Raw genomic sequence first — 23,779 nt, 5'->3', positions numbered from 1 at the left:
ACCCACATCCGGAGCTGACGCATGACCATCGAGGCCAACAAGCTGTCTACAGACCTTTACATCGACGGCGCCTGGCGCGCCTCCACCTCGGGCCGTCGCATCGACGTGTACGACCCGTCGACCGAACAGGTAATCGCCAGCGTGGCGGACGCCACGCTCGAAGACGCCGCCGCGGCCGTGGACGCAGCGGCGCGCGCTGCCGCAGGCTGGGCAGCTACACCCGCGCGCCAGCGCGGCGAAATCCTGCGCAAGTGCTATGAACTGATGGTCCGCGACGCCGACCATCTGGCACATCTGATTTCCCAGGAGAACGGCAAGGCGTTGACGGACGCGCGCGGCGAGGTCGCCTACGCCGCCGAGTTCTTCCGATGGTTTTCCGAGGAGGCGGTGCGCATCAATGGCGACATCAGCGTATCGCCCGGCGGCGCCAGCCGCATCATCGTGCAGTACCAGCCCATAGGCATCGCCCTGCTGGTCACCCCGTGGAACTTCCCCGCGGCCATGGCAACCCGCAAGATCGCGCCCGCGCTGGCCGCCGGCTGCACCTGCATCCTCAAACCCGCGACCGAGACTCCCTTGACCGCTTACGCCGTCATGCGCCTGCTGGAAGAAGCCGGCGTGCCTGCGGGCGTGGTCAACGTACTGACGACCTCCTCGGCTGGCAAGTTCGCCAACGCGGTGCTGGATGATCCGCGCGTGCGCAAGCTCTCCTTCACCGGTTCAACGGAAGTGGGCCGCGTGCTGCTGCGCAAGGCGGCGGATTCCGTCATCAGCTGCTCGATGGAGCTGGGCGGCAATGCGCCGTTCCTGGTCTTCGACGACGCGGACATCGATGCCGCCGTCGAAGGCGCCATGATCGCCAAGATGCGCAACGGCGGCGAAGCCTGCACGGCGGCCAATCGCTTCTACGTGCAGCGCGGCGCAGTCGAGGAATTCAGCGCCCGCTTCGCCGCGCGCATGGCCGCGCTGAAGACCGGCGACGGCGTCGATCCCGGCACCCAATGCGGCCCCTTGGTCAATGCGGGCGCGGTGGACAAGGTGGCATCGCTGGTGGCCGACGCCGTCGCCAAGGGTGCGCGGATCAAGGCCGGCGGCAAGCGGCTGGACCGCGCCGGGCACTTCTACGAGCCCACCGTGCTGGTGGATGTGCCCGCCGACGCCGACCTGCTTGCCGAGGAAATCTTCGGTCCCGTGGCGCCCATCGTGGCGTTCGATACCGAGGACGAAGCCGTGGCCTTGGCCAACGCCACGGAGTATGGGCTGGTCGCATACGTCTATACCCGCGACCTGGCGCGCGGACTGCGCGTATCCGAACGCATCGAAAGCGGCATGATCGCCCTGAACCGCGGCCTGGTATCCGATCCCGCGGCGCCTTTCGGCGGCGTCAAGCAAAGCGGCCTGGGCCGCGAAGGCGCGCACCATGGGCTGCTTGAGTTCATGGAAGCCAAGTACATATCCACCAATTGGTAAGCCCTGACGGCCGCGTCCCGGGCGCGGCCGTCCCTCTGATTGCAAAACCCTCACGAGGAGACAGCCACACATGGCTAAGTATGAAATTGCGACCATCGACGGCGATGGCATCGGTCCGGAGGTCTGCCAATCGGCGATCACCGTACTGAAGGAAGCCTGCGGCGCCGAGCTGCTCTCATTCAGCAGCTACGACGGCGGCGCCGACCACTACGTCAGGTCGGGCCAGGTTTTGCCCGACGACACCTACGCAGCCTGCAAGGCGGCTGACGCCATCCTGCACGGCGCGGCCGGCATGCCGGGCGTGACCTACCCCGACGGCACCGAAGTCGGAAACGACCTGCATCTGCGCCTGCGTTTCCGGCTGGACCTGTACGCCAACGTGCGCCCGATCCGCTTGTACCAGGGCGTCGATTCGCCGCTCAAGAATTTCAAGCCGGGACAGATCGACTACGTCATCGTGCGCGAAAACACCGAAGGCCTGTACGCCAGCCGCGGCGGCGGAATCGTGCTGCGCGATGAAGTGGCGACCGACACCATCGTCGTCACCCGCAAGGGCATCGAACGCGTCGCCCGCTTTTCCTTTGAGCTGGCGCGCCAGCGCAACGGCGCGCCGCGTGACGGCAAGCGCCGCGTCACGGTGTGCGACAAGGCCAACATCCTGCGCACCTACGCCTTCTTCCGCGCGGTCTGCGATGACGTGGCCGCCAGCTATCCCGACGTCGAAATCGATTACGCCTATGCCGACGCCATCACAGTGCACATGCTCAAGCGGCCGGATTTCTATGACGTGATCGTGGCGGAAAACATGTTTGGCGACATCATTTCCGACCTGGGCGCCGCCACGATAGGCGGCATGGGCCTGTCGGCGTCTGCAGAACTGGGCGACACCCACGGGCTCTTCCAGGGCGCGCACGGATCCGCGCCCGACATAGCCGGCCAGAACGCCGCCAGTCCGCTGGCCACCATTCTGTCGGGCGCGCTCATGCTGCGCTGGCTGGGCGACAAGCATGCCGATGCCGCGCTCTCCGATTCCGCGCAACGCATCGAGCGCGCGGTCGAACAGGTGCTCGCCAAAGGCGACCACGTGCCACGCGACCTGGGCGGCACGGCAAGCTGCACCGACATGACCCAGGCCGTCTGCCGCGCGTTGTCGCGCTGACGGCAAGGCCCCCCACCTAGAAAAGAAAATACGAGGAGACACCCCATGCTACGCATCACCCCCTTCCTGTGCGCCGCCCTGACCGCGGCAGCCTTTGCCGCTCCCGCCGCCGCCCAGGACTATCCCAGCCGCGCCATCACGGTCATCGTGCCCTTCGCGCCCGGCGGCACCAGCGACACGCTGGGCCGCCTGGTGGCCACTTCGCTGTCCAAGCAATTGGGCCAGACGGTGGTCGTCGAAAACTCAGGCGGGGCCGGCGGCCTCATCGGCATGCAGAAGCTGCAGAAGAGCGCACCGGACGGCTACACCCTGGCCTTCAACAACATGTCGCTGGCGATCCTGCCGCATCTGCATCCCAAGGCCAACTACGATCCGCAAAAAGAATTGGCTCCCATCGGCATCGTCGCGACCGTGCCCATGGTGCTGTCGGTCAGCAACAAGAGCGGCATCCAGGATCTGCCCGCCATGCTCAAGCGCATCCGCGACGTGAACGCCGTCAAGCTCAACCTGGGCTCAAGCGGGCCGGGCAGCACGGCGCACCTGGCCGAGGCCATGTTTCTGCACTTCGCCGACGCACGCGGCGAACTCATTCCCTATCGCGGCACAGGTCCCGCGCTGACCGACCTGATGAGCGGCATGATCGACGGGGTCATCGACCAGACCGTGACCATGCTGCCCCTGCATCAGGACAAGCGCGTCAAAGCCATTGCCGTGACCGGAACCGCGCGCCTGGCGCAAAGTCCGGACATCCCCACCTTTGCCGAGGGCGGACTGCCTGAGTTCGATCTGGCCATCTGGAATGGCCTGGTGGCGCCGGCTGGCACGCCGCAGCCTGTGGTCGAAAAACTGGCCGCCGCCCTGTCGCAGGCAATAGACACCCCAGAGTTCAAGACTCGTCTGGAACAATTGGCGGCGCAAGCGCCTGCCGCACAGGAACGCGGCCCCATCGCATTCTCCGATCTGCTCAAGCGCGACTCGCAACGCGTATCGTCGCTGGTCAAGAGCGCGAACCTGCTCGGCGCCAATTGAACGCCGCGGGCGGCCTCAGTCAGCGCCCATGCCAATACCGCCGCCCGCGTTCACGCTCAGCCCACACATGCAGACCCCCAGCGCCTGAAGTCGCCATCACCGCGCCATCGCGGTCGCTGCGCCAAAACGCCGCGCCCGCGCGCGTCCACCGCAGTTCCACCGCGCGGGCCGGATGGCGAAAGCGGTTCAAATGCCCCACCTGTGCGATCGCATGGCCGGCTGCGGACGCGTCCACCAAGTCCCTGCCCGAGGACGATGCCGAACCGTGATGCGGCGCCATCACCACGTCGACTCGGGGCAATACCCGGGCCAGCGCATTTTCCTGAGCCACGCCCACATCGCCCGTCAGCAGCAGCGCATGCGATGTCCCCTGCACCAGCAGCACGCAGCTATCGGCATTGCGGCCCTGCCCGTTCCTGCCGCCGGCATCCGCGGGGTTCAGGAAGGTGAATGTCACGCCGTCCACCTCCCAGCTCATGCCGCGCCGGCAACGCCCCACATCGGCGGGCAACGGCGGCGCGGCGTTGCCCGCCTGCGGCCACATCCGGATATCGCGGCGCAGGAACGCAGCGAGATCGAACGATGCGTAGCTGCGCCCTGCCGGAACCGCCACCAGCACCGCGCGCAATCCGCCCACGTGGTCCAGGTCGGCATGCGACAGGACCAACACGTCCAACCGCCGGATACCCCGCGCCAGCAGGAACGGCGCGACGACGCGTTCGCCCGCGTCGCTGCCGCCGTAATGGCGCGGCCCCGCGTCAAACAGCAAGGCCTGGCTGGCCGTCTCTACCAGGATGGCGCTACCCTGCCCCACATCCATCGCGCTCATGCGCCAATATCCTTGCTCGGGCCGGTCGGGCCGCCAAAACAGCAACGGCAGCATGCAGAGCCATCCCAGATGCCTGCCCGGCCATCCGCGCACCTGCAGCGCCCAGACCATGCCCGCCAAGGCCAGCAGCAGCCAGGGCCACGACGCCGCCGCAACCGGCACGCTGGCCCAGGACGCGTTGCCCACCCAGGACACCGGCGCCATGATCAGGTCGAACGCCTGCAGGCCCCATAGCCCGGCCAACTCGGCCAGCCCCTGCGCCCCCGGCAAGACCGACAAGGCGGCACACGCCAAAGCCAGCGGCGTCACGACGAAGGTCACGACGGGAATCGCCACCGCATTGGCAAACGGCGATCCCAACGACACCTGATGCACCAGGTAGGCCAGCAAGGGCGTCAGGCCCACGGTCACCATCAGCTGCAGGCGCACCGCTTGCGCCAGCCTGGCCGAGCAGCGCCGGCGCCAGCCGGCTTCGCGGTCGACCGGCGCATCTGCGATGCGCAACAGCACCGCCACCGCGCCGAACGACAGCCAGAATCCCGGCGACACCGGCGCCCATGGATCCAACGCCACGACCCCCGCAGCCGCGCATGCCAGCACCCGGCCGCCCGACAGCGGCAGACGCGACACCGCGGCCGCCAGCACCACCGACAGCATGAAGAACGTGCGGCGCGCCGGCACGCCCCAGCCCGCCAGCAGGCAATACAGCAGTGCGACCAGCGCGGCCGCCGCCCCGCCCGCCACGCGCGCGGGCACGTGCTCGGCCAGCCCCGCGCCGCGCCAGCGCCCTCGCCGCCACAACGCCGCCACCAACAGCCCGGCGATGCCCGCTATCGAGGTCACATGCATGCCGCTGATCGACACCAGATGCGTGATGCCGCTGCGGTTGAACAGCAGCCAGTCCTCGCGCGCGACGCCGGCCTGATCGCCGATGGCCAGGGCGACCATCACTGGCGCATAGCGATGTTCCCCCAAGGCCGCGCGCAAACCCTCCCGCACGCTGTGGCGCGCCCGCTCTATCGCGATGCCCGGCGTCGCCCAGGGCTTGTCCGCCAGCAGCCTGGGCTGTCCGCGCACCGTAGCCACGGCCCGTATCCCTTGCGCGAACAGGCGCCCTTCCACATCCGGCCCCGCTGGATTCAACAAGCCGTGCGGACGCCGCAACACCAGCGCCATGCGCCAGACCTGGCCGGGCTTGATTTCGGGAATCAGCGCCTGCGGGCCGGGCGGCGCCTGCCACGAGACCTGAATGCGCGAGGGAATGCCGGGTGGCGCAGGCTCATCCAGTTCGGCCAGAAAGCGTTGGCCGCGCTCGTCGCCATCCGGCAGGCTGGCCACGCGCAGCGCCAGGCGCGACACGGCGTCCTGATGCTCATCCGACAGCGCATCGTCCAACCTGGCTTGGGCTTGCAGACTGGCGTTCAGCGAACCCGCACACACGCCCAGCATCAAGGCGGCAAGCTGGCGCGCCGGACCAGGCCGCGAGCGCAGGCAGGCAACCAGCCCAAGCAGGCAAGCCCCTGCCAGCCACCATGCGGCGCCTGCGCCGGGCAGCCGCGGGGACACCTGGACCAGTCCCGCGCCAGCCACGAACGCGACGCAGAAAATTCGGCCAGTGATAGCGATCTCCCAAAACCGGGGAGCGTAGGCGCATGCATTGCCGCACGGGCATGGGAGTGACCGGATTTGCCCACCTCGGCTGGGCGCAAGCGCAGCCAGGGTGCCGCCGCACGCGATATTTCCTGTATTGTTTCGGTGCTCGGCAAAATGCTTCACTCATTAATGAGATAAGTCCATGGCCCCTCCAGAAACGATCCCAGCCGCCTCGTCCTCGTTCCCGGCGACTGAGCTGACCAACGCTTTCGTCGCTTTCCTGTTTTCCGCGTCCGCGCCGGTAGCGATCATCCTGAGCGCGGGCGTGAAAGGGGGACTCAGCCAGGCCACCCTCGCCTCCTGGATCTTTGCGGCCTTCGTGCTCAACGGCATCCTTACCATCGTGATGTCCGCCATTTACCGGCAGCCGCTCGCCTTCCTGTGGACCATCCCGGGCGCGGTGCTGGTCGCCAGCGCCCTGCAACACCTGCCCTTTGCCGAGGTCGTCGGCGCCTATTTGCTGACCGCCGCGCTGATGCTGGTACTGGGGCTGACCGGCTGGGTCGGCGCCATCATGGACCGCATCCCCATGCCCATCGTCATGGGGATGGTCGCGGGCGTTTTTCTGAGCTTCGCGCTGGACTGGATCCGATCATTCGCCTCCGATCCGTGGCTGGCTGGCGCCATGACCGCGACCTTCTTCGCGGTCTCGTTGTTCCCCGCGGTGCAAAAGCGGCTCTCGCCCATCATCGGCGCGCTCATCGCCGGCGTATGCACGCTGGCGTTCACGGGCAGGACGCCCGCGCTGGAACATGTGACGTTCGCGACCTCGCTGGCAAGCCCGCAGTTCTACGCCCCGGTATTCTCTTGGGGCGCCGCGTTCGAACTGGTGTTGCCGCTGGCCGTGACCGTGATCGCCGTGCAGAACGCGCAAGGCATTGCCGTGCTGCGCAACTCGCTGCACCGCCCGCCGGTCAACGCCATCACCAATGCCTGTGGCGTGTTCTCGGCGCTGACCGCCTGCCTGGGCTGCGTCTCCACCTGTCTGGCCGGGCCGTCGAATGCCATCATCGCCTCCGGCGCCAACGCGTCGCGGCACTGGCTGGCCGCGGTCTTCCTCGGGGTGATGGTGATCGTGTTCGGGCTGTTCTCCCCGCTGGTCACGCAGGCGCTGCTGGCCACGCCCGCGGCCTTTGTCGCCACGCTGGCGGGACTGGCGCTCTTGCGCATCCTGCAAGGCGCATTCCACACCGCGTTCCGCCAGCACTTCACGCTGGGCGCCCTGGTTGCCTTCCTGGTGACGCTGGGCGGCCTTCCGCTGCTGGGCATCGGCGCGCCCTTCTGGGGCGTGGTGTTCGGCGTGGCGACCAGCTTCATCCTGGAGCGCGGGGACTTTGCGAAGCAGTCGGCGGCTTGAGATCGCCTGCGCAACAGCGCCCCTCAATCAATTCGGTTCTTCATGAGGACGATGGCTTCTCCGACCAGTTTTCCCTTGAAGAAACGTTGGTTCTTCGCGATGTTGCCATCGGCCGTCAGCTGATACCCGGTGACGAAGACCGACTGGCTGACGTTGCCGCCTATGGCCAACGCAACCTCGGTGCCTACCGCCACGATGATGTCGGAATGGCTGGGAGCTTCCGGATTTTTTGAGGCTGCGAGATATTGATCGAACGTGTAGGGCTTGTCCCGCCAACTGCCGATGATGTCGCCGACCTGCGGTTTTTCTTCCGTTATGCGTACGCCCCAAAACGGCGCGGACCGGTCCTCGCTCGCCCGCTTCTTGATGGCATCCCACATATAGGCCGCGTGACCGACGGACCGCTTGAATGCCTGGAATTCAGGGATGGTCTTCGCCGCATTGCTCACCATGAGGGAAATGGCGACGGCCGACCAGGGATAGCCGGTGTCCTTTCCGGTCAGATTCCTTTTCAGCGCCTTCCACATCTCGTGGATGTAAGTGCTATAGGGTTCGACGGTCTCCTTTCCCCGTCCTTTGTCGAATCGTAGCCACTGTTCCACTGCCGCTGCCACGAGCGCCTCGCGAGCCGGAGTATCGAGTGGCCGCAGCGTTGGCTGCTTGGCAGTGGGGGCCCACTTGAATTTCGAATCCGCCAGGCCATCGACCGAATAGCCTTCGACGGTCAGGCCGCCCATTTTCGTCCGAACATGATGCCACCCCGCGGGTGCGTCTCCCAGATCGTCCACCTCCTGGCCCAGGGTCAGGCTACCGATAGGCGTGTTGTTCTCGGTACTGGGAATGGACCGCAGGTTGACGGCTTCGACACTGACGAAACGCTTCATGAGACGCTCCCCGATCTGCTCGGACATTGGCTGCGTGACCCGACAGTACGCGATAACGTTCCGACAAGCCCTCCTCCGGTCGCATGAGAGGCGCAGCCGCAGATACCATCCGCACAAGATATGGGGATGCCGGAATTCCGAGAGTCTCCCCAAATGCCATAAGCACATCACTTAGTTGGAAATTGCGAATCGGTCGTTTGGCCGGGCGGTCATCTCCCGTACTGTGACCTGTCCGCGCCGGCCTTGCCGAATCCGCAAGGCGCCGCGTCCGTTTCACTCTCGGAGACCCGCATGAACGACCGGCTGCACCGTACCCAGGCTTCCCGCTCCGCCGCAATCAAGGCGAAGCTGGACTATCCCGTGATCGATACCGACGTACACGTCAACGACTACGCGCCCGTGCTGGAGGACTACATCCAGCACTATGGCGGCTCCAAGCTGGTGGACGTGCTGCGCAAGACGCAGGGCTCGCGCTTTGCCACCAAGTCCCAGGGCAAGGACTGGTACCAGCAGACCCCGGAAGAACGGCAGCGCAACCGCACGCTGCGCTCGCCCTGGTGGGCGCGCGTCACGCGCAATACCCTGGACCTGGCGACCGTCACGCTGCCCGAGCTGCTGTACGAGCGCCTGGAGGAACAGGGTTCGGACTACTCCATCCTGTTCCCCAACGACGTGCTGGCGCCGCTGGGCGCTGGCGACGATTACCGTCAGCCGCTGCATCGCGCCATCAACCACTTCCATGCTGACCAGTACCGCAAGTACAGCGACCGCCTGACGCCCGTGGCGGGCATTCCGCTGAATACGCCGCAGGAAGCCATCGAGGAACTCGAATTCGCGGTCAAGACGCTGGGATTGAAGGTGGCCAATATCCCTGGCGGCGTGCGGCGACCGATCAAGGCCATCGCCGACAAGTATCCGCCCGCTGAATTCCCGGAGATCGCGCGCCATGCGTCCTACGTGGATTTCTTCGGCCTGGACAGCGAGTACGACTACGATCCGTTCTGGGCCAAGGCGGTGGAGCTGGGCGTGCCGCTGGCCACCCATTACGGCAGCCAGGGCTGGACCGGGCGCCACTCCATCAGCAACTACATGTTCAACCATATCGGCCACTTCGCCGACGGTTCCCAGGCCTTCGCCAAGGCGCTCTTCTTCGGCGGCGTGACGCGGCGCTTTCCGAACCTGCGCGTGGCCTTGCTTGAAGGCGGCGCGGACTGGGGCGCGCACGTATACGCGCACTTGGTGGACCGCTGGGAAAAGCGCAATCGCAACGCCGTGCAGCAGTACAACCCGGCCAACGCGGACGTGGAGCTGCTGGCCGACCTGTTCGAACGCTATGGCGCCAGCCTGCTCAACGGACGCGAGCTCAACAAGGACACCTTGCTGCGCGACAGCCTGGGCATCTCGGCGCTGCACCACAGCCGCGAACCGCAAGGCGATGAACTCGACGACTTCGCCGCGGCCGGCATCGAGAGCGTCGAGGATATCCGCAAACGCTGGGTCGACAGCTTCTACTTCGGATCGGAGGCCGACGACCGGACCATAGGCGCGGCCTTCAACGACCGCGCCAATCCCCTGAACACCAAGCTCAACGCGATCTGGTCGTCCGACGTCGGCCATTGGGATGTGCCGGACCTGACCGAGCCGCTGGCCGAAAGCTGGGACCTGGTGGAAGACGGCGTGATCTCCGCGGCCGATTTCAAGGCCCTGGTGTTCGACAACCCCTACCGCTTCTACACCCAGGCGAACCCCGAGTTCTTCAAGGGCACGCGCATCGAGCAGAAGCTGCAGGCGCACGCAGAAAAGCGCGCGGCCTGACCTTATCGCATACCTGCAATCCCGCCCGCCCGCACATGCCGGCGGGCGCCTGGCCCTGTCCGCGGCCGGCGCTTGCCCGCCCGGACCTGTCTTTCATCATCGATATACGGAACAACCATGCGCACCCTGCCATCCCCCCTCAGCCTGATCTCACGCCTGATGCTGGGCGCTGCCTTGTGCGCTGTCAGCCTCGCCTCCCTGGCCGCGCCCGACGTGGTCCGCATCGGCGTGGCGACCGCCGGCGGCGGCGACCCCATCACCTGGGGCGGCTCGCCAGGCGGCGTGGCGCGCGCCAACAACTGGCTGGAGGAGGCCTTCAAAGGCACCGGCACCGAAGTGCAATGGTTGTTCTTCAAGGGTGCGGGCCCCGCGGTCAACGAAGCGCTCTCGAACAAGCAGATCGATTTCGCCTACCAGGGCGACCTGCCGTCGGTGGTAGGCCGCTCCAACGGGCTGAAGACCCGCATCCTGCTGGGCAGCGGCGTGCGCAACAACCTGTACGTCTCCACGCCCAAGGACTCCGCGCTGCAATCGCTGGAAGACCTGAAGGACCGCAAGGTCTCGATCTTCCGCGGCACCAACGGCCATCTGGTCGCCATCAACGTGCTGGCCTCGCGCCAGCTGACCGAACGCGACATCAAGGGTGTGAACCTCGACACTGGCAGCGCGCAGGCGGCGCTGGTCTCCAACGGCGTGGATGCGGCGTTCGGCGGCTATGAGTACTTCAAGCTGCGCGACCAAGGGCTGGCGCGCATCATCTACTCAACCAAGGGTCAGGACCCCTCGTTCACGCGCCAGGCATCCCTGCTGGTGCGCGAGGATTTCGAAAAGGAGAACCCCGAAGCCGTGCAACGCGTGGTCGACGTGTTCGTGCGTGCGGCGCAATGGTCCTCGGACGAGCAGAACCGGGACGCGCTCTTCAAGATCTGGGCGCGCAGCGGCACGCCTTACGCGTCCTGGCAGGCGGAGTTCGACGGCGAGGTGCTGGCCGTGCGCAATTCGCCGCTGCTGGACGAGTTCCTCGCCGCGCGCTACCAGGCCGTGGCGGACGACGCGCTGAAACTGAAGCTGATCCGCCGTCCCGTGAGCGTGGATGGCTGGTTCGAACCCCGCTACCTCAATGCCGCGCTGCAAAAGGCCAATCTTGCCGCCCGCTGGACCGCGTTCAATGCGCAAGGCCAGCCTGCCGCCGGCGAGCGCCAGGCCAGCGCCGCCGCCGCGCGATAAGGAGCCGTCATGTCCGGGAACACACTGAGCGCCCCGCTTGCGTCCGCGCACCGCGGCGCTCGCCTGGCGCCTGCCGCGCTGCTGCGCAACGCCGGCAGCCGCTTGCTGCCCTGGCTGCTGCCGCTGGCGCTGCTCGCGCTTTGGCAGCTGGGCGCGTCGCAGGGTTGGATCTCGCCGCAGGTGCTGCCCTCGCCCCACTTCGTCTGGCTGACCTTGCAGGACCTCTACAGCAGCGGCGACCTCTGGCTGAACGTGCAGGCCAGCATGCAGCGCGTGCTGGTGGGTTTCGCAGCCGGCAGCGTGCTGGGCCTGGCGCTGGGCGCCGCGATGGGATTGTGGCGTCCGCTGGAAGCCTACATCCTGCCCACCTTCAACGCGCTGGTGCAGATCCCGGTCCTGGCGTGGCTGCCCTTCGTGCTGCTGCTGGTCGGCATAGGCGAGCCATTGAAGTACATCCTGATCGCCAAGGCCGCGCTGGTGCCGGTAACGCTGAACACCTTGCAGGGATTCCGGCAAACGCCCGCCAGCCTGCTGGAAGTGGCCCGCGTCTACGGCTACACGCGCCGCCAGCAGGTGCTGGAAGTCGTGCTGCCCCACGCCCTGCCCACGCTCTTCACCGGCTTGCGGCTGGGCTTCACCAAGGCCTGGCTGTCGCTGGTGGTGGTGGAGCTGGTCGCGTCCAGCGAAGGTCTGGGCTACCTGATTGTCTACGGCCGGCAGCTGTTCCAGCTGGACCTGGTGATGGCGGCGGTGATCGTGGTGGGCGCCATCGGCTACGCCATCGACAAGCTGCTGGACCTGGCCGAAGCCCGCGCGGGCGGCGGCCAGGCTGCCACCCGCCTGGGCGCGGCATCCACGGGAGCGCGGGCATGAGCGCGGCGTCCATCTCCACGCTTCCCGTGGTCCGACGCGGAGGCGCCTGGTTGCGCGCGCGCTGGCGCGGCCTGGTGCTGCCCGCCGCCGCCATCCTGGCCTGGTGGGCGCTGGCGCGGCTGGACTGGGTATCCACGCCGCTGCTGGTGTCGCCGGGCAAGGTGCTGGAGACGGCGGCCAGCCAGATCTCCTCAGGCCGTCTATGGCGCGCGCTGAGCGCCAGCCTGGCGCGGGAATTCACCGGATTCGCGATAGGCACCGCGCTCGGCCTGATACTGGGTGCGCTGCTGGGCCTGCTGCCCTTGTTCAACCGCATTGTGGGTCCCAGCTTCAACACTTTCAAGCAGATCTCGCTGTTTGCCTGGATCCCGCTGATCTCGGTCTGGTTCGGCCTGGGCGACGTCGCCAAAGTGACGTTCCTGTCGCTTGCCGCCCTGGTGCCCGTGGTCGTCAATACCTGCGACGGCATACGCAGCACCCCCACTGCGCTGCTGGAAGTGGCCCGCGTGTTCGGCTATTCGCGCTGGCAGACGCTGCTGCATGTGGTCCTGCCAGCGGCCGCGCCTTCGATCTTCACCGGGGTATACCTGGCGCTGATCTACTCCTGGCTGGCGACGATAGGCGCGGAGTATCTGCTGGTGGCCGGCCACGGCATCGGCAACACCTTGATCGAAGGCAGCGAACACTTCCAGATGGACCTGGTGATCTACGGCATGTTCGTGATCGGCCTGGTGGGCTGGTCCATGAACGCCTTGGCCCGCGCGCTGGAGCGCAGGCTGGCGCGGCACCGCTACGGCGCCGCCTGATGGAGTAGGAAAGGAATGACGAGCATCTTCGGCAAGGAATTGAACATTCGCGGCGTGGGCAAGCGCTATGCCGGCCCGGGCGACGGCGCAGAAGCGCTGCAGGTCCTGCAGGACATCAACCTCGACGTGCCCGCCGGGCATTTCGTCAGTATCGTGGGCGCCAGCGGCTGCGGCAAGTCCACGCTGCTGCGCCTGATCCTGGGGCTGGATGGCGAGTACTCCGGCCAGATCCTGCTGGACGGCGCCCCGGTGCGAGGCGCAGGCCTGGACCGCGGCATCGTGTTCCAGGACCATCGCCTGTTTCCGTGGCTGAACGTGGAACGCAACATCGCGGCGGCGCTGCGCAACGCGCCGCTTTCGAAGGCAGAAAAGCGCGAGCTGGTGGCCGAGCACATCGCGCTGGTCGGCTTGCAGGGTTTCGAGAAGTCCTACCCGCATCAGATCTCGGGCGGCATGGCGCAGCGCGTGGCGATCGCGCGCGGCCTGGTCAACCGTCCGCGCGTGCTGCTGCTGGATGAGCCGCTGGGCGCCCTGGACGCGTTGACGCGGTCCCGGCTGCAGAACGAGTTGCAGCGCATCTGGCAGCAGGAGCAGATCACCATGGTGCTGGTCACCCACGATGTGGAGGAAGCCGTGTTCCTGGGCGACCGCGTGGTGGTGATGCAGCCGCGCCCGGGGCGCATCCGCCGCATCGTCGACGTCGATCTGCCGCATCCGCGCAACCGCAGCGATCCGCGCTTCATCCGCCTGCGCGACGACGTGCTGAGCGATTTTCTCGATCCGGACGGGCGCGTGACCCGCCATGAAGAACAGCCGCCGCCTGGCGGCCTGGCGGCGACAGTGGGAGCATTGCCTGCGTTGGGACGCTTGCGCATGGCCTGGTAGCTGCTTGCGCACAAAAGCAAGCCGGCGGCACGCGCCGCCGGCTTGGTTGGTTCAGGCGTCAGCCGCTCAATCGATCGACGCGCCCGCCACCTTCACGACCTTCCCCAGCCGCGCATACTCTTCCGCGCCGAACTCCGCCAGCGCCTGGCGCGACGTGGGCGCAGGAATCGCGCCCCGAGACTCCAGCATCTTGCGGACTTCCGGCTGTTGCAGCGCGCGGTTGACCGCGGCGTTGAGCTTGTCCAGCACGGCGGCCGGCGTGCCCTTGGGCGCGTACAGGCCGTCCCAGGCAAAGAACTCATAGCCCTTCAGGCCCGCTTCGCTGATCGTGGGAATGTCCGGATTGGAGGCCACGCGGTCCGGCGTCGTCACGCCCAGCGCCCGCAGCTTGCCCGCCGCGATCTGGCCCGACACGTTGGGCATCACGTCGATCATGAACGAGATACGCCCGCCCAGCAGATCGGTCATGGCCGCGCCGCCGCCCTTGTAGGGAATGTGCATGACCTTGGTGCCGGCCATCTGGTTCAACAATTCACAGGCCAGGTGCGAGGACGTGCCATTGCCGGCGGAACCGCAGGTCAGTTCGCCCGGATTAGCCTTGGCGTAGGCCAGCAGCTGCGCCAGGGTCTTGAAGCGCTCGTCCGTGGCATTGACCACCAGCGCCGCCGCAATGACGGTAAAGCGCGAAATCGGCTCGAAGTCCGACGGCGCATAGCCCGGCGACTTGTACAGCCAGTGATTGGTGGCCTGGGTGCCGTTGGTGCCGTATGACAGCGTATAGCCGTCGGGCTTGGCGCGCGCCGCGATCGAGGTGCCGATATTGCCGCCCGCGCCGGGGCGGTTCTCGACGATGATGGACTGCCCGAGTTCGCGCGACAGCGGCTCCGCGACCAGGCGCGCCAGCGTGTCGCCGCCGCCGCCGGCCGCGAACGGCACCACCAGCGTGATCGGATGGTTCGGCCAGTCGGCCTGCTGCGCCTGGGCGCCGGACACGACGGCGGCACAGGCGGCCGCCAGCATGCAATGCAAGATTCTTGAGGGTTTCACGGTTTGTCTCCTGAGGTATTTACGGTACGCGTCCACTGCTTTTTGAATGGTCCGGACGCGCGGGTTGGTATCGATTCGAGGCCCGTCATTCGGGCGGAAGATGACGGCGGCTGCTCTTGTCGGCCAGCCGCCAGCCGGCGTCCGTCTCCACCAGCACGTCCTGGCATTCGCGGATGGCCACCAGGCGCGGGGCGCCACCCTGTTCATGGGGCACGCTTTCGTAGGCGGTCAGGAAGTAGCCGACGGTGGCGCGCGCGCCGGCCAGCTCGACCAGCCGCAGATTGGTGATGACATGGCAGGTGCTGCGCTCGGGCGCGCGGGCATTCAGGGCTTGCAGGACTTCCTGGCGGCCGGCAAGCCGGCGTCCCTGCCGTTGCCAGACGCCGTCCTCGGCCATCAGCGCGGCCGCTGCCTCGTGACGCCGCGTGTCCAGGGCGTGGAAGAACTCCAGCACCACGGATTCGCAGGCCGTCTTGGCCAGCATGGGCAAAATCGGGTTTTCCATTGCAATCCTCATCCGATCTGGGCGCTGGCCAGCGGCACGTCGGGCCGCTCGAGCAACGCCGGGTCCAGGGCCGCACGCTGCGCGATCCATTTGCGCAGCTGGCGGAAATCGCGCGCCGCATCCACCGATACGCCAGCCACGGCGCGGCCGCTGGCGTCCAGCGCCACCGACAGCAAGGCGCGCTCCCCTGCCTGCGGCCGCAGCACTTCGCTGCGGGCCAGGCCCGGGAATCCGACGATCTGCACCATGGCGTCGTATTGCTCCGACCAGACGGCGCCGGTCGGCGCATAAGGTTCGCCCAGGCCCAAGGCCGACAGCGCGGCTGCCGTGCCCTGGTCCTGCGCGTTCTGCCACGATTCCATGCGCGCATGGCCGTCCTCGGCCGTCAGCACCGCGACGTCCCCTGCCGCATAGACGTCCGGGGCAGAGGTCCTGCAGTACTCGTCGACCAGCACGCCGCGTTCGCAGGCCAGGCCGGCATCACGCGCCAATTCGTCATTGGCCCGCAGGCCCACGCCCAGCACGATGGCGTCCGCATCCAGACGCGTGCCGTCGGCAAGTTCCGCCACGGGGCGGCCGTCCGCCTGCGCCAGCACCGCGCGCAGGCCGGTGTTCAAGCGCAAGTCCACGCCATGGGCGGCATGCAGCGCGGCCAGGTGCGCCGACACCGCAGGCTGCACGCTGCGGGCGCACAACCGCGCCCCCTGCTCCAGCACGGTGACGGCGCTGCCGGACTGGCGCGCCGTCGCCGCCACTTCCAGCCCGATCCAGCCGCCCCCGACCACGACCAGGCGGCTGCCCGGGCCGAGGCTGGCGCGCAGGCGCAGCGCGTCGTCGCGGGTGCGCAGCACGTGCACGCCGGGACCGTTTACGCCGGGCAGCGCGGGGACTACCGGCCTGCCGCCCATGCACAGGATCAGCTTGTCGTAGGCGATGCTGCCGCCGTCCGAGGTATCCACCTGCCTGTCGGCCACGCGCAGCCGCGTCGCCGCCACGCCCGGCTGGAACTCGATGCGCAGCGCCGCCAGCCGCTCGGCCGAAAACAGCTCGGTGCTTTCGGGCACGGCCTGGCCGCCCAGCACCGCCTTGCTCAAAGGCGGGCGTTCGTAAGGCGCGTGGGGCTCATCGCCCAGCAGCACGATGCGGCCTTCGTAGCCGCGTTCGCGCAAGGTCGTCGCGGCCCAGCCGCCGGCCTGACCCGCGCCGACCACCACGATGGCGCCGGAGTTCATGCGGCTTCCGCCTTCAGGTAGACCGTGCCCGACTCCACCCGCACCTCGTAGCGGCGCAGGTCCGTCGTGACCGGCGGGCATTGCGGCTTGCCGGTACGGATGTCGAAGACGCCCTGGTGCAGCGGACATTCGATGGTGCCGTCTTCCAGGTAGCCGTCGGCCAGGCTGGCGTTGCCGTGCGGACAGCGGTCCTGCGTGGCGCAGATATCGCCCTGCAGGTTGTAGAGGCAGACGCCCTCGCCTTCATGCACCACGCGCAGGGTGCCGGTGTCGGGGGAAATGTCCGACACCATCGCCACGGGTTTCCAGGTATCCATGCTCACAGCCCCATCGCCTTGCGGTAGTAATCGTAGAAGGAGCGGATCAGCACCTCGGTCACCATGTAGTCGGCGGGCTCGGTATCGCGGCCGCCCATCTCGATGATGCCGCGCTCTTCCGGATAGCCGGTGACGCCGATCTGCACCTGGTTCAGCATTTCGCTGTCGTCCATCGACACGAAGCCGGCCGGACCCAGCAGGTTGGCGTGCTTCAGGCGCAGGCGGGTCATCTCCTCGTCGTCGTCTTCGTAGCCGTAATAGGTGAACACCAGTTCGTGCTCGGTCGGGCTGCGCGGAATGACGTGGCGGGTCTTGAGCGAGTTGGCCTGGATGCCGAACTGCGCGGCCGGGAACACCCACGCGCCGCCGACGCGGCCGCGGTTGAACTCGGCGCGCGGCGTCACGGTTTCGAGGTCCAGCAATTCGAGGTCGTCGCGGAAACGGCTCATTTCCGTGGTGGCCTCGGTCTTCTTCTTGCCCTCGTTGTGCGACACCATCACGCTGTGCGCGCCGCCGCCGGTGGGGATGCATTCGGACTTGGAGTCCGCGCGCCACAGGCCGAAGGTGATGTAGAAGGTGTGCAGCAGCGTGGCGTGGTACGGATCCTTCAGGTTCTCCAGGTACATCTTCCAGTTGCTGGGGATCAGCTGGCGGCTGTAGCCCAGCAGCTTGAGCGGCTTGCCCGGCAGCATGTGGTCGATTTCCGCCAGCACTTCCGGACCGCAATAGTCCTCGAAGCTGGGCGCGTCCTCGGCGAAGGTGGCCCAGATCGAGCCGCCCCGATTCACGCTGCGCAGCTTGCGGATGCCGTTCTGCTTGGGATCGAAGTCGCGCGGCATGCCGCCCTTGCCCATGGCGCCCCGGCGAAACGGCACGCCCTGCAGATTGCCGTTCAGGTCATAGTTCCACTGGTGGTAGGGGCAGGTGAAGTCCTCGACCTTGCCGGTGTTCTGCCAGCAGATCTGCGCGCCGCGGTGCGCGCAGCGGTTTTCCAACACGTTGATCTCGCCTTCCGCGTTGCGGACCATGACCACGGGGCGGTCGCCGATCCAGTTGCGCTTGTAGCAGCCGACCTCGGGCACTTCGCATTCCAGGCCCACGTAGTTCCAGGTCTTGCCTCCGAAGAAAACATCCATCTCCTTCTTGAAGATGGCGGGATCGGTGTAGACCCAGTTGGGGATTCGCGTATAGCCTTCCTTGGGCCAGCGGCGCTCGATATGGATGGGAGCCGCCGCCGGAGCCTCTGGCGCGGTGCTGTGGGTACAGGTCATGATGGGTATCCTCGGGGCGGATTCAGATGGGAACGATGAGCGAGGTGCGCACACGGTAGTTGTCGTACACGCAATCGCGGCGGCTGAAAGCCAGGCCCTCGGGCGTTACGCGCACCACGTCCAGATAGCGGCCCACCATGTTCAAGGTGGGCTCGCGGTCGGACAGCGACTCCATCACGGCGAAGTTGGCCTGCGCCACGATGTGGTCGCCCTGCACTTCCAGGACGCGCACGCCGCTGATGAAGTGACGCAGCGAACGCGGCTCGAACATGGTGGTTTCGCGCAAGGCCGTAACGCGGTCACGCACCATGTTCTTGTTCATGCAATAGATCAGGCCCAGGGGCAGGCCGGCGTCATGGTTCTCCCGCGACAGCACCCGGTAATGGCAGTCTTCGGTGAAAAATGCTGGCCAGTCCTCCAGCCGGTCTTCGTCCAGGCAGTAGGCGTAATCGTCATAGAAGTCCCGCAGGCGCGCGCGCAGCGACGGGGTATCGGAAAGCTCGGTCATGGTCATTGCGGATCCAGGTATCGGTTCTAGGAAATCGCGTCCTATCGGGCCGCGGCCAGCTGCGCGCGGTTACTCTCGAAACCGCTCTGGCTGCCCAGCGCCAGGATGGGTTCCTGCATGCGCTCCTGCCAGATCAGCGACTCCATGGCGATCTGCAGCGGATGGTCCTGCACCGTCAGCGCGGAGGTGGTTTCCGTGCCCGAGTGATGCGAGTGCATCGCCCAGCCCGGCGCCGACAGGATCAGGTCGCCCGCCTTCCAGTCCAGCCGCGTGCCGTTGACCTTGCTGTAGCCGTTGCCGCGCAGGTAGTAGTTGATGGCCGACGAGCTGTGGCGGTGCGGCACATGGTGGTTGTCCGGCGGCGACGAGGAAATCGTCGCGAAGAAGCTGTGCGTGGTGCCGATGCGGCGTTCGGTCGCCGGGTTGTACAGCACGAACAGGCGACGGCCGTTGTAGCCGCGCGCCATGTCCTCGACGCTGGGCAATTGGCGCGACACCGCGGCCCAGGGCCAATGCAGCGCCTTGGATTCCAGCACGTCGATGTCGATCAGCCATTCATAGCCCAGCAGCCAGGCGCCGTCGGGCGTGATCTGCTCGCGCAGCGCCAGGTCGCGCGAACGGGCCGCGTCGGGCGCGCGCGGCGGCACCGGCTTGGTGTTGGCGTCGGCCGGCGGCACGCTGCCCTCGAACTCCTCGACGTAGTGGATCTCCAGCTTTTCCAAGAGCGGCGCGTTGGAATACGACAGGCGCACCCAGGGCGTCTTGCCCTCGTTGCGATAGGAATGCACCTGCATGGCGGGGGTGTTCCAGACGTCCCAATGCCCGACGCGGATGTCACGCCCGGCCACCGTGGCCACGCCCTCGCCGCTGATACAGATCTCCAGCATGTTGGAGTTCTTGCGCAGGTTGAAGGTGCTTTCGCCCGGATTGACCACGTTGATGGTGACGTCCGTTCCCGGGGCCAGGCCCAGGCCCGGCGCCGTGGCTTCCGGGTGCACGATGAGGGAGGCGCGGCGGCCGTTGTCCGGCCGGGGCGCGTCGGTCAGGCGCGCAATCTCGAGATCGATATCCTCCTTGGGGATGACGATGGACGGCCATTTGTTTTGTTCCCGCGGACTGGCGCCGCTGACGTCTACGAACATGTATGTCTCCTCTTGCCGCCGGCGCCCTGCGCCGGCTGTACGGTTATGCGAATTCGGTATCAGGGCTGCGCCAGCAGCAGGTTCTCGCGGGTCTGGGGCGGCAGCGCCACGCCCAGGCCGTGGTCGCGGGCGTGCTCGTACACGACGCGCGCCATCGCCAGGTCGGACAGGCCCATGCCCATGCCCTTGAAGATCGTCAGCCGCGCGCCTTGCGGGCGGCCCTCGCCGGCGGCGAGCAAGTCGCTCAGCACCGCCACGCCCTGCCACGGCGCGCCGTCGGCGCCAAAGCGTTCGCGCAGTTCACGCGAACCGCGGCGGGCGTTCTCCAGGTCGTCCACCACCACGCGGTCCGCGCGTTCGAACACGTCCTGCGCGAATTCGGCCTTGGCCGGCAGGATCGCGCCGACGGCGTTCAGGTGCCTGCAGTCGGCCAGCATGGCCGCATCCACGAAAGGCTCGACGGCGCGCGTGATCAAGGTGACGATCTCCGCGCCGGCCAGCGCCTGTTCCAGGCTGGCCGCTTCCTCGACTTCGAATCGATACTTGCCTTGCACGCTGGCGACAAAGGCGCGGCGCTTCTCCGGCGTGGGGCTGTAGACGCGCACGCGGCGCAGGTCGCGCACGGCGGCCAGCGCGGCCAATTGGGTGACGGCCTGCGGACCAGTGCCGATCAGCGCGGCACAGGCGGCGTCGGCCGGCGCCAGCGCGCGCGTGGCGACTCCGCTGATCGCCGCGGTGCGCAGCATGCCCAGCGCGCGCGCCTCGATTACGGCGCGCAGGAATCCCGACTCGGCGTCGAACAGGCTGAACAGCGAGCCTCCGCCGCTCTTGGTATGGACCCAGGTTTTGAAACCCGCGTAGCCGCCGGCGCCGGTCTGCACCGAACCCAATGCATGCATCGAGCTGCCGTCGCCCCAGGTCGCCAGCGCCTTGGGCAGGTTGCGCGCCTGTTCGCGCCCTTGCGCGACCAGCATGGCATGCAGGGCTTCGATCGCCTTGGGAATATCCAGGACCGAGACCACGTCCCGTTCCGTCAGGTACCGCAGCGCATCAGACATGCGCGTCTCCTTGTTCGTCGGCGGCGGGCTCGTCCGCCACCGTGTTGACCAGCGTCCCGATGCCGGGAATCTCGACTTCCAGCGTGTCGCCGGCGCTCATGAAGCGTGGCGGCTTGCGGCTGGAGCCCACGCCTTCGGGCGTGCCGGTAGCGATCACGTCGCCCGGCGACAGACGGGTGAAGCTGCTGATGTAGGCGATCAGCTCGGGGATGGGGAAGATCAGGTCGGACACCTGGCCGTGCTGCATGACCTCGCCATTGAGGCGGGAAATGACTTCCAGGCCGGCCGGGTCGCCGATCTCGTCGGCGGTGACCAGGCAGGGACCCAGCGCGCCGCTGCGCTCGAAATTCTTGCCCGGCGTCACCTGCGCGTTGTGCTTCTGGAAATCGCGCACGGAGTTCTCGGCCATGCAGGTGTAGCCAGCCACGTGCGCCAGGGCGTCCTTGGCGGCGATATGGCGGCCGCCTTTGCCGATCACCACGGCCAGTTCGGCCTCGTAATCGAAGCGATCGGAGGCTTGCGGCTTCCACACCGCCTCGCCGTGGCCGACGAAGCTGTCTGCAAAGCGCGCGAACAGCGAGGGGTGCGCCGGTAGTTCGCGTCCGGCCTCGGCCACATGGCGGCCGTAGTTCAGGCCCACGCAGAGAATCTTGCGCGGCGCCACGACTGGCGGCAGCAGGCGCAGCCCGGCCAAGGGCATACAGGGCTGGCCGGCCGTCTCTGCGGCGCGCGCAATCTGTTCCACCCCTGCCTCCAGCGCCGCGACCATGTCGGGCCAGACCTGAGTCAGCGCCACGACTTCGGCGCCGCGCACCGCGCCCCAGGCGCTGCGGCCTGCCTGAACGAAGCTGACGAGCTTCATGTTGTCTCCTGTGCTTGCGGCGGCGCATGGCATGCATTGACGGATTTCTTTGCATGCATTTATCGCTTCAACCGCGCTTGAATCGCTGTTTTTCCGAATTATTGCATGCAATTTTGATAAATCGCAAGGTCATAAAGGTTTTTTTTCTTGACTATTGCATGCAATTTTGACGGTACACTGAAAGCCCTCACAGACCGGAACCAGCCCCCTCCTCTCTATGGCCGCACAAATCGATAAAGTCATTTCCGAACTCCGGGACATGGTGCTTTCGGGCGTCCTGCAACCCGGAGAACGCGTGGTCGAGTTGCAGTTTTCAGCGCGCCTGGGCGTGTCGCGCACCCCGTTGCGCATTGCCCTGACCGAGCTGGAAAAAGAGGGCCTGCTGGAACGGCTGCCTTCGCGCGGTTTCCGGGTACGGGCGTTTACGGTGGATGAAATCGGCGACGCGGTGGACGTGCGCGGCGTGCTCGAGGGCATGGCCGCCCGCCTGCTGGCCGAGCGCGGCGCCTCGCAGGACGTGCTGGACCGCCTGTCGCAAGCGGTGGAAGAAGGACGCGCGCTGCTGGCGCCCGCCCGCCGCGATCCCAATACCACGGTGGATGCGCGCGCCTGGGGGCAGATCAATCGGCGCTTTCACGAGATCCTGTGCGAAGCCGCGGGCAACCGCGCGCTGTTGTCAGCGCTGGAACACAACAACAAGACGCCGCTGGCCGGCCCGGCCGCGCTGACCCTGCCGTCCACGCCGTCGTTGCTGGAAACGCCGTTCGTGCTGCGCGCGCAGGCGGACCACGAAGACCTGCTGCGCGCCATCACGCGCCGCGAGGCCGTGCGCGCCGAAAACCTGATGCGCGAACACGCCTACCGCAGCCGCGAAAACAAGCGCGTGCTGCTGGAATCGCTGCGCGGCGCCCTGCCCGCGCAGCCTGGACTGTCGGACGTCAGCGCATAAACAGGACCCTACGGCATGCAATCCATTCCTGACCTTTCCACCCAGGCGCTGATCTCGCGCGACCTGGTCGCCGCCCTGCGCCGCGACGCGCCGCTGGTGCAGTGCCTGACCAATTTCGTTTCCATGAACACCGCGGCCAACGTGCTGCTGGCCATGGGCGCCTCGCCCGCCATGGTGCACGCGCAAGAGGAAGCGCCCGAGTTCGCGCGCGTCTGCGGCGCGGTCGTGATCAACATCGGCACCCTGTCCTCGCCCTGGCTGGACAGCATGCTGCTGACCGCCGCCTCGGCCAACGAAGCCGGCATACCTTGGGTGCTGGATCCGGTGGCGCACCATGCCACCGCATTCCGCCGCGACGCTGTGCAGCGCCTGCTGGACTTGCGGCCCGCCATCATTCGCGGCAATGCCTCGGAGATCATCGCGCTGGCCGGCGGCCAAAGCGCCAGTAAGGGCGTGGACTCGCGCGACGCGGTCTCGCAGGCGGAGCAGTCCGCGCATGCCATCGCCGCCCACCGCGGAACCGTTGTGGCAGTGACGGGCGAGACCGACTACGTCACGGACGGCACGCGCGCCGTCCGCATCGTGGGCGGCTCGCCCTTGATGCCGCGCGTCACAGCCACCGGCTGCGCGCTGACGGCGGCCGTAGGCGCCTGCGCCGCAGTATCCAGGACTGACCCGTTTTCCGCGGCAGTCGCCGCCCTGTCGTGCTTCGCCATCGCCGGGCGGCGCGCCGGCGCACAGGCGGAAGGACCCGGATCTTTCGCGTGGCGCTTCCTGGATGCGCTGGCGGCTTTGGATGCGGACGACCTCAGCGGCGAATCGCCGCTGCGCTAGGCGGGACACCGCGGCATCCGCTCATGTCACGGGCGGGTCACACACTGTCCCCAGAATTTCTTTCCTT

The 23,779-nt window shown here is 67.2% G+C and carries 22 protein-coding genes; 11 read left to right on the top strand and 11 right to left on the bottom strand.

All coding sequences use genetic code 11. The features are described from left to right. Positions 1-21 precede the first annotated feature (21 nt). The 3 genes from IB258_RS07310 to IB258_RS07300 all read left to right on the top strand — a co-directional run bounded on the left by IB258_RS07310 (position 22) and on the right by IB258_RS07300 (position 3,658). Entirely contained in the window at positions 22-1,470 is a 1,449-nt protein-coding gene (locus tag IB258_RS07310; RefSeq protein ID WP_054456212.1) for an NAD-dependent succinate-semialdehyde dehydrogenase, read from the top strand. A 70-nt stretch (positions 1,471-1,540) separates the two neighbouring features. Further along, on the top strand, positions 1,541-2,629 hold the full coding sequence (locus tag IB258_RS07305; protein ID WP_192352336.1) for an isocitrate/isopropylmalate dehydrogenase family protein: 1,089 nt from the start codon (positions 1,541-1,543) through the stop codon (positions 2,627-2,629). A gap of 45 nt (positions 2,630-2,674) precedes the next feature. After that, complete coding sequence (locus tag IB258_RS07300; RefSeq protein ID WP_119451250.1) at positions 2,675-3,658, top strand: tripartite tricarboxylate transporter substrate binding protein; 984 nt, start codon at positions 2,675-2,677, stop codon at positions 3,656-3,658. Positions 3,659-3,677: 19 nt separating this feature from the next. Here IB258_RS07300 and IB258_RS07295 read toward each other — a convergent pair whose 3' ends face one another. Continuing rightward, positions 3,678-6,053, bottom strand: coding sequence for a DNA internalization-related competence protein ComEC/Rec2 (locus IB258_RS07295; protein ID WP_370539819.1), 2,376 nt, complete (start codon positions 6,051-6,053; stop codon positions 3,678-3,680). 229 nt (positions 6,054-6,282) lie between these two features. Between IB258_RS07295 and IB258_RS07290 the strand changes: the two genes are divergently transcribed. Beyond that, a complete protein-coding gene (locus tag IB258_RS07290; RefSeq protein ID WP_054456207.1) occupies positions 6,283-7,497 on the top strand; it encodes a benzoate/H(+) symporter BenE family transporter in 1,215 nt (404 codons plus the stop codon). Between the two features lie 23 nt (positions 7,498-7,520). On the opposite strand, the gene IB258_RS07285 is transcribed toward IB258_RS07290, so the two are convergent. Then, a complete protein-coding gene (locus IB258_RS07285) occupies positions 7,521-8,381 on the bottom strand; it encodes a DUF2272 domain-containing protein (RefSeq protein ID WP_192352335.1) in 861 nt (286 codons plus the stop codon). Between the two features lie 291 nt (positions 8,382-8,672). Here IB258_RS07285 and IB258_RS07280 point away from each other — a divergent pair, with 291 nt between their 5' ends. From IB258_RS07280 to IB258_RS07260, 5 genes are all read left to right on the top strand, one after another. Further along, complete coding sequence (locus tag IB258_RS07280; protein WP_125470667.1) at positions 8,673-10,196, top strand: amidohydrolase family protein; 1,524 nt, start codon at positions 8,673-8,675, stop codon at positions 10,194-10,196. A 117-nt stretch (positions 10,197-10,313) separates the two neighbouring features. Beyond that, a complete protein-coding gene (locus IB258_RS07275) occupies positions 10,314-11,423 on the top strand; it encodes an ABC transporter substrate-binding protein (RefSeq protein ID WP_054456201.1) in 1,110 nt (369 codons plus the stop codon). Positions 11,424-11,432: 9 nt separating this feature from the next. Then, complete coding sequence (locus tag IB258_RS07270) at positions 11,433-12,296, top strand: ABC transporter permease (RefSeq protein WP_119451246.1); 864 nt, start codon at positions 11,433-11,435, stop codon at positions 12,294-12,296. Further along, positions 12,293-13,102, top strand: coding sequence for an ABC transporter permease (locus IB258_RS07265; RefSeq protein WP_192352334.1), 810 nt, complete (start codon positions 12,293-12,295; stop codon positions 13,100-13,102). The genes IB258_RS07270 and IB258_RS07265 overlap by 4 nt, the downstream gene beginning before the upstream one ends. A gap of 15 nt (positions 13,103-13,117) precedes the next feature. Further along, a complete protein-coding gene (locus tag IB258_RS07260; protein ID WP_125470670.1) occupies positions 13,118-13,987 on the top strand; it encodes an ABC transporter ATP-binding protein in 870 nt (289 codons plus the stop codon). Positions 13,988-14,053: 66 nt separating this feature from the next. On the opposite strand, the gene IB258_RS07255 is transcribed toward IB258_RS07260, so the two are convergent. From IB258_RS07255 to IB258_RS07215, 9 genes are all read right to left on the bottom strand, one after another. Next, positions 14,054-15,007, bottom strand: coding sequence for a tripartite tricarboxylate transporter substrate binding protein (locus IB258_RS07255; RefSeq protein ID WP_054456196.1), 954 nt, complete (start codon positions 15,005-15,007; stop codon positions 14,054-14,056). 112 nt (positions 15,008-15,119) lie between these two features. Beyond that, positions 15,120-15,539: a nuclear transport factor 2 family protein gene (locus IB258_RS07250; RefSeq protein WP_054456194.1), complete on the bottom strand. Its 420-nt coding sequence runs from the start codon at positions 15,537-15,539 to the stop codon at positions 15,120-15,122. Between the two features lie 8 nt (positions 15,540-15,547). Then, complete coding sequence (locus IB258_RS07245; RefSeq protein ID WP_054456191.1) at positions 15,548-16,771, bottom strand: NAD(P)/FAD-dependent oxidoreductase; 1,224 nt, start codon at positions 16,769-16,771, stop codon at positions 15,548-15,550. After that, the gene (locus IB258_RS07240; protein WP_054456189.1) at positions 16,768-17,088 is read right to left on the bottom strand and encodes a non-heme iron oxygenase ferredoxin subunit; all 321 of its coding nucleotides are present in this window, start codon (positions 17,086-17,088) and stop codon (positions 16,768-16,770) included. The genes IB258_RS07245 and IB258_RS07240 overlap by 4 nt, the downstream gene beginning before the upstream one ends. 2 nt (positions 17,089-17,090) lie before the next feature. Continuing rightward, on the bottom strand, positions 17,091-18,359 hold the full coding sequence (locus tag IB258_RS07235; protein WP_054456187.1) for an aromatic ring-hydroxylating dioxygenase subunit alpha: 1,269 nt from the start codon (positions 18,357-18,359) through the stop codon (positions 17,091-17,093). 22 nt (positions 18,360-18,381) lie between these two features. Then, complete coding sequence (locus tag IB258_RS07230) at positions 18,382-18,873, bottom strand: aromatic-ring-hydroxylating dioxygenase subunit beta (RefSeq protein WP_054456184.1); 492 nt, start codon at positions 18,871-18,873, stop codon at positions 18,382-18,384. 35 nt (positions 18,874-18,908) lie between these two features. After that, positions 18,909-20,009: a cupin domain-containing protein gene (locus tag IB258_RS07225; protein ID WP_192352333.1), complete on the bottom strand. Its 1,101-nt coding sequence runs from the start codon at positions 20,007-20,009 to the stop codon at positions 18,909-18,911. 59 nt (positions 20,010-20,068) lie between these two features. Continuing rightward, positions 20,069-21,067, bottom strand: coding sequence for an ornithine cyclodeaminase family protein (locus IB258_RS07220; protein WP_054456180.1), 999 nt, complete (start codon positions 21,065-21,067; stop codon positions 20,069-20,071). Beyond that, a complete protein-coding gene (locus IB258_RS07215; RefSeq protein ID WP_192352332.1) occupies positions 21,060-21,929 on the bottom strand; it encodes a fumarylacetoacetate hydrolase family protein in 870 nt (289 codons plus the stop codon). The genes IB258_RS07220 and IB258_RS07215 overlap by 8 nt, the downstream gene beginning before the upstream one ends. A gap of 217 nt (positions 21,930-22,146) precedes the next feature. Between IB258_RS07215 and IB258_RS07210 the strand changes: the two genes are divergently transcribed. Both IB258_RS07210 and thiM read left to right on the top strand, forming a co-directional pair. After that, a complete protein-coding gene (locus tag IB258_RS07210) occupies positions 22,147-22,878 on the top strand; it encodes a GntR family transcriptional regulator (RefSeq protein WP_088141226.1) in 732 nt (243 codons plus the stop codon). A 15-nt stretch (positions 22,879-22,893) separates the two neighbouring features. Further along, positions 22,894-23,712, top strand: a complete 819-nt coding sequence (thiM, locus tag IB258_RS07205) for a hydroxyethylthiazole kinase (RefSeq protein ID WP_192328522.1) — start codon at positions 22,894-22,896, stop codon at positions 23,710-23,712. Positions 23,713-23,779 lie beyond the last annotated feature (67 nt).

Origin of the sequence: Achromobacter sp. ACM02 (assembly GCF_014851605.1) — a bacterium.
GTDB classification, from domain to species: Bacteria; Pseudomonadota; Gammaproteobacteria; order Burkholderiales; family Burkholderiaceae_B; genus Achromobacter; species Achromobacter aegrifaciens.
The sequence above is the reverse complement of the archived record's forward strand: the minus strand, read 5'-3'. Positions and strand labels throughout refer to the sequence as shown.

What these genes read in the sequence shown, in the direction of transcription:
- IB258_RS07235 (WP_054456187.1), bottom strand. Translation starts at nt 18,359, where the DNA reads ATGACCTGTACCCACAGCACCGCGCCAGAGGCTCCGGCGGCGGCTCCC.
- IB258_RS07285 (WP_192352335.1), bottom strand. Translation starts at nt 8,381, where the DNA reads ATGAAGCGTTTCGTCAGTGTCGAAGCCGTCAACCTGCGGTCCATTCCC.
- IB258_RS07310 (WP_054456212.1), top strand. Translation starts at nt 22, where the DNA reads ATGACCATCGAGGCCAACAAGCTGTCTACAGACCTTTACATCGACGGC.
- IB258_RS07270 (WP_119451246.1), top strand. Translation starts at nt 11,433, where the DNA reads ATGTCCGGGAACACACTGAGCGCCCCGCTTGCGTCCGCGCACCGCGGC.
- IB258_RS07245 (WP_054456191.1), bottom strand. Translation starts at nt 16,771, where the DNA reads ATGAACTCCGGCGCCATCGTGGTGGTCGGCGCGGGTCAGGCCGGCGGC.
- IB258_RS07300 (WP_119451250.1), top strand. Translation starts at nt 2,675, where the DNA reads ATGCTACGCATCACCCCCTTCCTGTGCGCCGCCCTGACCGCGGCAGCC.
- IB258_RS07250 (WP_054456194.1), bottom strand. Translation starts at nt 15,539, where the DNA reads ATGGAAAACCCGATTTTGCCCATGCTGGCCAAGACGGCCTGCGAATCC.
- IB258_RS07275 (WP_054456201.1), top strand. Translation starts at nt 10,314, where the DNA reads ATGCGCACCCTGCCATCCCCCCTCAGCCTGATCTCACGCCTGATGCTG.
- IB258_RS07260 (WP_125470670.1), top strand. Translation starts at nt 13,118, where the DNA reads ATGACGAGCATCTTCGGCAAGGAATTGAACATTCGCGGCGTGGGCAAG.
- IB258_RS07210 (WP_088141226.1), top strand. Translation starts at nt 22,147, where the DNA reads ATGGCCGCACAAATCGATAAAGTCATTTCCGAACTCCGGGACATGGTG.
- IB258_RS07265 (WP_192352334.1), top strand. Translation starts at nt 12,293, where the DNA reads ATGAGCGCGGCGTCCATCTCCACGCTTCCCGTGGTCCGACGCGGAGGC.
- IB258_RS07225 (WP_192352333.1), bottom strand. Translation starts at nt 20,009, where the DNA reads ATGTTCGTAGACGTCAGCGGCGCCAGTCCGCGGGAACAAAACAAATGG.
- IB258_RS07305 (WP_192352336.1), top strand. Translation starts at nt 1,541, where the DNA reads ATGGCTAAGTATGAAATTGCGACCATCGACGGCGATGGCATCGGTCCG.
- IB258_RS07240 (WP_054456189.1), bottom strand. Translation starts at nt 17,088, where the DNA reads ATGGATACCTGGAAACCCGTGGCGATGGTGTCGGACATTTCCCCCGAC.
- IB258_RS07220 (WP_054456180.1), bottom strand. Translation starts at nt 21,067, where the DNA reads ATGTCTGATGCGCTGCGGTACCTGACGGAACGGGACGTGGTCTCGGTC.
- IB258_RS07290 (WP_054456207.1), top strand. Translation starts at nt 6,283, where the DNA reads ATGGCCCCTCCAGAAACGATCCCAGCCGCCTCGTCCTCGTTCCCGGCG.
- IB258_RS07215 (WP_192352332.1), bottom strand. Translation starts at nt 21,929, where the DNA reads ATGAAGCTCGTCAGCTTCGTTCAGGCAGGCCGCAGCGCCTGGGGCGCG.
- IB258_RS07255 (WP_054456196.1), bottom strand. Translation starts at nt 15,007, where the DNA reads ATGCTGGCGGCCGCCTGTGCCGCCGTCGTGTCCGGCGCCCAGGCGCAG.
- IB258_RS07230 (WP_054456184.1), bottom strand. Translation starts at nt 18,873, where the DNA reads ATGACCATGACCGAGCTTTCCGATACCCCGTCGCTGCGCGCGCGCCTG.
- IB258_RS07280 (WP_125470667.1), top strand. Translation starts at nt 8,673, where the DNA reads ATGAACGACCGGCTGCACCGTACCCAGGCTTCCCGCTCCGCCGCAATC.
- thiM (WP_192328522.1), top strand. Translation starts at nt 22,894, where the DNA reads ATGCAATCCATTCCTGACCTTTCCACCCAGGCGCTGATCTCGCGCGAC.